The sequence below is a fragment of the Azospirillum sp. B506 genome (assembly GCF_000333595.1).
GTDB lineage: Bacteria > Pseudomonadota > Alphaproteobacteria > Azospirillales > Azospirillaceae > Azospirillum.
In genome coordinates, this window is sequence record NZ_BADK01000662.1 from 1 (window position 1) to 5,776 (window position 5,776).

Sequence of the window (5,776 nt, forward strand, 5' to 3'; positions counted from 1 at the left end):
CTCGGACTATCTCTGCACGCCTCCGCCAATATATGAAATCAAATTGCCATTGCTTATCTCTCTAAATTCATGAGTGGATTCTTTTCTTTTCCCTTGTTCTATATCTATTTCATAATAAGTTCCGACCAATTCAGAAACTGCTATTGGATCTGATTTGTCAAAGAGGCTAGAGCCATCTTTACTCTCAACGCACGCATTTAACACGGTAGTGAAAATTATAACCATAATGCAACGAACGGTCGCGATCATCAAATCACTCCATTCTCAATCTGATATACTGAACTTCATGCTCAGTATCTTAATTTAATATACTAAACCGTTCAACTGCTCGATTCGGCGACCAAAACGTCGCATTTCATGGTCGTTGCGCCCCCAGCGCTCCTTCCTCGGCTATCTGTCGCAGGATTTGGCAACGCAGCGGACACAGTTTAGGGGCGGTTTTCAGTATGTATTGATGCGGTTAGCGATGATGAAGATGGCAGCGACAGTAAGCAAGGAGAGGACGATCCGCCCGAACCTATCCTGTCGTCGATCCAGGTGTTTGTTTGCGAACAGCCAAGCGCAGCCGTGCTCGACAACGCATCGGACTGTTTCGAGCCCGGAGCCGTGCGGCTCGCCGATCTCGCGGATGTGCGGTTAAACCCCGTCACGTAATCAGAGCCAACGGTTATCGACACTGTCTAGCCTGCGTCGGCGTAGAGCTCGCAGATGGCAGCGCAGACGACCTGGGCCAAGCGCAGCAAGTCCGGGAAGAGCATGGTGTCATGGACATCGGCGGCAGACGGCATGACCGCCAGCGGCAGGCTATCAGTCGAGACGACTACGTGATACTTGGTGCCGGGTTGGCTGCGATCGGTGGGGTTTGGGCCGGTCAACTTGCCCCATGCTTGGCCCGCACCGAGCAACTGTCGACCACGACGTCCCAAGCGGTGGCGTCGGGACCGGAGCGCGCCATACGGACAAGGATAGCATGAACCCGCCGAAGCAACGCGGTCCTGTGCCACCCTCCCAGACGGCGGCGCAGGGCTGAGCCCGACACACGTCCGTCCGCAGCCCGTAGCTCGCGCAATTTGACACTTTCACGCAGGAAGAAGCGAAGTGTTGCAACGACCTCTGCGGTGGACGTCGGCGGACGCCAGGGCGCGACAGGCCGATCCTCGATCCGGTCGATGATCCCCGTCACCAAGTCCGCAACTGTCGGTTCCATACCCGCCTCTCTGTACCAAAGGCACAGGAAACCAACAGCAGATCAGCAGGTTTCCAGAGGGGGCATCGAATGAGGGTTCTGGAAACCACTTCTTAGGCTCGCGAACCCTGCTCTAGCCGCTGCATCCCCAACAGCCTGAGCATCTTTGCCGCTCCCACGCCAATTCCGCACAAAAATGTGGCGCAATGCCTCCGCGGGCGCCAAAAAGCGGGCGACATTTCCCCCACCGGCTCCATTGCCGTTCCACCCCTCTTCGGACAAACCCTCTATGGCAGATTTCTTCCCGCGCTGGCCGCTCGCGACCGGCCCCGTCGTCCAGCCGGACGAGCGGCTTCCCTGGGGTTCGACCCTGACGCTCGGCGTCCAGCATCTCGTCGCCATGTCCGGCTCGACCATCCTCGGGCCGCTGCTGATGGGGTTCGATCCGAACCTCGCGGTGCTGTTCTCCGGCATCGGCACCCTGCTGTTCCTCGTCCTCACCGCCGGGCGGGTGCCGAGCTATCTCGGTTCCTCCTTCTCCTTCATCGCCGTGGTCATCGCCGTCACCGGCTACAGCGGCCAGGGGCCGAACCCGAACATCGGGCCGGCGCTCGGCGGCATCATCGCGGCCGGCGTCGTCTATGTCCTGATCGGCCTGCTGGTCAGCCACACCAGCACCAGCTGGATCGAACGGCTGATGCCGCCGGCGGTCACCGGCGCCGTCGGCGCGGCCATCGGCCTCAACCTGTCGCCGGTCGCCATCAAGGGCATCGAGGGGACGGGGCCGCACATCCTCGTCGCCCTGTTCACGCTGATCGCCACAGCCCTCATCGCGGTCTATGCCCCGCTCGCCATCCGCCGGCTGTCGATCCTCGTCGGCATCGCCGCCGGCTATGTCTTCTATCTCGTGCTCGCCAACGGCATGGGCCTGCTGCCGCCGGTCAGCTTCGCCGAGCTGGACGCCGCCCCCTGGTTCGGCATGCCGGCCTTCCGCAAGCCGACCTTCGATGCCGGCGCGATGGCGCTGGTCGCCCCCATCGCCTTCATCCTCGTCGCCGAGAATCTCGGCCACATCAAGGCCATCGGCGCGATGACCGGGCGCAACCTCGACCGCTTCATCGGCCGCGGCTTCATCGGCGACGGCATCGCCACCATCATTTCGGGCAGCGGCGGCGGCACCGGCGTCACCACCTATGTCGAGAACATGGGCGTGATGGCGGTCACCCGCGTCTTCTCCACCCTGATCTTCGTCGTCGCTGCCATCGCCGCCATCCTGCTGGGCTTCTCGCCGAAGTTCGGCGCCCTGCTGCGGACGATCCCGGCCCGGTGCTGGGCGGGCTGGCCACCGTCGTCTTTCGGCCTGATCGCCGCGGCGATGGTGCGGCTGTGGGTCGACAACCGCGTCAATTTTTCGATCCGCGCAACCTCATCACCGTCGGCGTGACGCTGGTGCTCGGCGCCGGCAACTTCACCGTCACCGCCGGCGGCTTCTCCATCGGCGGCATCGGCACCGCCACCATCGCGGCGCTCGGCCTCTACCAGCTGCTCGGCATCGGCCGCCCGCGGGAGGTTTCCCGCACGGCCGCTCAGCCCTCGGACCCGACGCTTCACTGACGGCGGACATCCCGCGCCGCCGCCTTCCCGGCAGTGCCGGTGACGGTGGCGGCGCAGCCGTCCCCCGGCAGCGGCCTCCGGCTTTTCGCAAAAACTCTCCGCTTAAGGACTAAAGTCCCATACCCTCTCCGCACATATTCCCTCATCTTGCGGAGCCTTGCCATGCCTCTCGATCCCCGCAGTCTTGTCGGCGACAATTTCCCCCGCTGGGCGGAGGAACCGCCGACGCCGTCGGAAGGCTCGCTGGTCCCCGGATCGCAGTTCCATGAGGAACAATGGATCATGGCCGCTGGCATGCTGGCGCGGGGCAACAGCTTTCTTCAGGTCTCGCGCGCCATGGGCTGCAGCCGCACCACGCTGTGGCGGGCCTATTACGGATCGAAGGATTTCCGTCACAGGGTGTGGTGGGAACGGCAGGCGCTGAACCGCGAGGCGGAACTGCGCCTGTCCTCGCTGCGCATCCTGGTGGCCGAGCAGATCGAGCGGCTGGTCACCTCCGGCGATCCCGCCACTGTGCGCTGGCTGGCCGAGCGGCTCGGCCTGTTCGCCGGACTCGATGTGCCCGCGGCCAAGCGGGAGGAGTCCAAGCCCGATCGGCCAGCCGCCGCCAAGCCGGCCCCGAAACCGGCCCCGAAACCGGACGACCCGCCCGCCGTCACCGTCCCCGAACTGGACGACGACGACATCCCCGGCGCTCTGCGCGAACGCTGCCCGCCCGATCCGGCGATGGTCGCCGCCGTCCTGGCCCAGCCGGAGGCGGAGGGGCCGAGGGGTGTCTTCCCCTGGACCCTCAACCAGTATGAGGAGTATCCCAACCTCAACCCCGGCCCGGTGCCGCGCCGCGCCGGCGGCGTCTTCTCCGGGCGCCGCTAGATGGAACATCCGCCGGACCGCGTTCCACGCCGTTCCACCGCACACCCGTCACCCCTCTTGAACCGCGCCCGCCCGATTGCTATTCGCCAGTCTTCGGCGGACACTCCTCCCGGGAGCCGCGATTGAAAGGACGGGGTCCGTATGGACAAGCTGCATGCGATGCGCGTCTTCATCCGGGTGGTCGAGGCGAACAGCTTCTCGAAGGCGGCTGAAACGCTGGGACTGCCGCGCGCCTCGGTGACGACGACCATCCAGAATCTAGAGGCGGCGCTGGGCGTGCGCCTGCTCCAGCGCACCACGCGCAAGCTCAACCTGACGCTGGACGGCGCCGCCTATCTGGAAGGCGCCAGCCGCATCCTGTCGGAAATCGACGAGATCGAATCCACCTTCACCAGCGCCCGCAAGACGCCGCGCGGCCGGTTGCGGGTGGACATGCCGGGTTCCATCGGCCGGCTGGTCATCATTCCCTCGATCCACGAATTCCATGCCAGATACCCCGACATCGAGCTGATGCTGGGGCTGGGCGACCGGCCCATCGATCTGGTGCAGGAGGGGGTGGACTGCGTCGTCCGCATCGGCGAGCTGGCTGATTCCAGCCTGCTGGCCCGGCGGATCGGCGCCATCCAGCAGGTCACCTGCGCCAGCCCGGCCTATCTCGCCGAACATGGCGTGCCGAAGACCATCGAGGATCTGGAGCGCCACAGCGCGGTGAATTATTTCAGCAACCGCACCGGGCGCAATCTGGAGCTCAGCTTCCGCCGCGGCGACGAGGTGGTGGAGATCGCCATGAAGGGCGTCATCTCCGTCAACGACGCCGACGCCTATGTCACCTGCGGGCTGGAAGGGCAGGGCATCCTGCAACCGGCCCGCTTCATGGTGCTGCCGCACCTGCGCAGCGGCGCCCTGCGCGAGGTTCTGACCGACTGGCGGCCGCCGCGGATGCCGATCTCCGCCGTCTACCCGCACAACCGCCATTTGTCGCCGAAGGTGCGGGTCTTCGTCGATTGGCTGGCCGAGCTGTTCGAGCGCTGCCCGCTGCTCCAGGGCGAGGATCTGCCGGGCGACCTGTGCGAGCAGCGGCAGACGCCGATGGAGCGGGAGGGGGAGTGCGAATGCGTGATGTGAGGTCTAGCGGGCCGTCTCCATGAGTGTCCGGTAGGCCATCTGATCCTCGTGCATCCGCAGGAACACGGCGTATTTGGCGTCGTGATAGGCCCGCATCGGCCCCTCGGCCGGTGTGATGCTGCGGCCGGCGCGGCTCATCCCGGCCATGCCGGCGGCGATGTCGGGGAAGGCGCCGCCCGCCACCGCACCCAGCACGGCCGCACCCAGCAGCACGGCTTCCGGCTCCTCCGGCAGGACCAGGCTGCAGCCGGTGGCGTCGGCATGGGCCTCAAGGAACACCGGGTTCTTGGTGCCGCCGCCGCAGGCGAGGATGGTGTCGATGGCATAGCCCCGCCCGTTCATCGCCGCGACGATGTGCCGGGTGCCATAGGCCACCGCCTGCACCGTCGCCAGATAGAGCAGCGCCAGATCCTCCAGCCCGTCCGACAGGCGCAGGCCGCTTATGGCGCCGCGCAGGCTGGCGTCGGCCCGCGGCGAGCGGTTGCCGTGGAAGTCGGGCAGCACATGCAGGTCGCGGGTCAGCAGCGCCATTGGCCCGCCGCTGCGCTGCGCCAGACGCGCCAGTTCCTCGTTCAGCAGCTGGTAGAGGGTGGTGCCGTGCCGCCGGGCCTCGATGGCAAGCTCGGCATGGCGGGGATGGCCCTGCACCACATGGTCGATCAGCGCGCCGGTCGCCGACTGCCCGCCCTCGTTCAGCCACAGGCCCGGCAGCATGGCCGAATGATAGGGTCCCCAGACGCCGGGGATGAAGCGCGCGGCACCGGGGCTCATCACCATATGGCAGCTCGACGTACCGCCGATCAGCGCCAGCCGCCGATCGAAATCGACGGTGCCCGCTGCCTCCAGCGGCACCCCGATCACCCCGATCCCGCCGGCATGGGCGTCGATCATCGAGGTGCCGACCGCGATGCCCGGCGTCAGGCCAAGCTCGCGCGCCGCCTCTGCGGTCAGCCCGCCGGCGATCGCGCGCCGACTCGC

7 protein-coding genes are annotated in these 5,776 nt (G+C 66.0%); 4 read left to right on the plus strand and 3 right to left on the minus strand.

Annotated features, from left to right (window positions below; genetic code table 11):
- Window positions 1–6 precede the first annotated feature (6 nt).
- Both I71_RS37575 and I71_RS41055 read right to left on the minus strand, forming a co-directional pair.
- Entirely contained in the window at window positions 7–249 is a 243-nt protein-coding gene (locus I71_RS37575) for a hypothetical protein (RefSeq protein ID WP_148294293.1), read from the minus strand.
- A gap of 431 nt (window positions 250–680) precedes the next feature.
- On the minus strand, window positions 681–1,004 hold the full coding sequence (locus tag I71_RS41055; RefSeq protein WP_375731210.1) for a transposase: 324 nt from the start codon (window positions 1,002–1,004) through the stop codon (window positions 681–683).
- A 471-nt stretch (window positions 1,005–1,475) separates the two neighbouring features.
- On the opposite strand from I71_RS41055, the gene I71_RS19625 reads away from it, so the two are divergent.
- The 4 genes from I71_RS19625 (at window position 1,476) to I71_RS19635 (ending at window position 4,798) form a co-directional block, all read left to right on the plus strand.
- On the plus strand, window positions 1,476–2,630 hold the full coding sequence (locus tag I71_RS19625; protein WP_244433932.1) for a solute carrier family 23 protein: 1,155 nt from the start codon (window positions 1,476–1,478) through the stop codon (window positions 2,628–2,630).
- On the plus strand, window positions 2,627–2,800 hold the full coding sequence (locus tag I71_RS39910) for a hypothetical protein (RefSeq protein WP_244433933.1): 174 nt from the start codon (window positions 2,627–2,629) through the stop codon (window positions 2,798–2,800). Before I71_RS19625 ends, I71_RS39910 begins: the two co-directional genes overlap by 4 nt.
- Window positions 2,801–2,962: 162 nt before the next feature.
- Entirely contained in the window at window positions 2,963–3,673 is a 711-nt protein-coding gene (locus tag I71_RS19630) for a hypothetical protein (RefSeq protein ID WP_042696780.1), read from the plus strand.
- 141 nt (window positions 3,674–3,814) lie between these two features.
- Window positions 3,815–4,798, plus strand: coding sequence for a LysR family transcriptional regulator (locus I71_RS19635; RefSeq protein ID WP_042696782.1), 984 nt, complete (start codon window positions 3,815–3,817; stop codon window positions 4,796–4,798).
- Window positions 4,799–4,801: 3 nt separating this feature from the next.
- On the opposite strand, the gene I71_RS19640 is transcribed toward I71_RS19635, so the two are convergent.
- Window positions 4,802–5,776 (minus strand): FGGY-family carbohydrate kinase (locus I71_RS19640; RefSeq protein ID WP_042696785.1); only part of this gene is annotated, 975 nt, incomplete at its 5' end.

Coding starts and splice junctions, on each gene's coding strand:
- I71_RS37575 (WP_148294293.1), bottom strand. CDS start 249: ATGATCGCGACCGTTCGTTGCATTATGGTTATAATTTTCACTACCGTG.
- I71_RS19625 (WP_244433932.1), top strand. CDS start 1,476: ATGGCAGATTTCTTCCCGCGCTGGCCGCTCGCGACCGGCCCCGTCGTC.
- I71_RS19630 (WP_042696780.1), top strand. CDS start 2,963: ATGCCTCTCGATCCCCGCAGTCTTGTCGGCGACAATTTCCCCCGCTGG.
- I71_RS19635 (WP_042696782.1), top strand. CDS start 3,815: ATGGACAAGCTGCATGCGATGCGCGTCTTCATCCGGGTGGTCGAGGCG.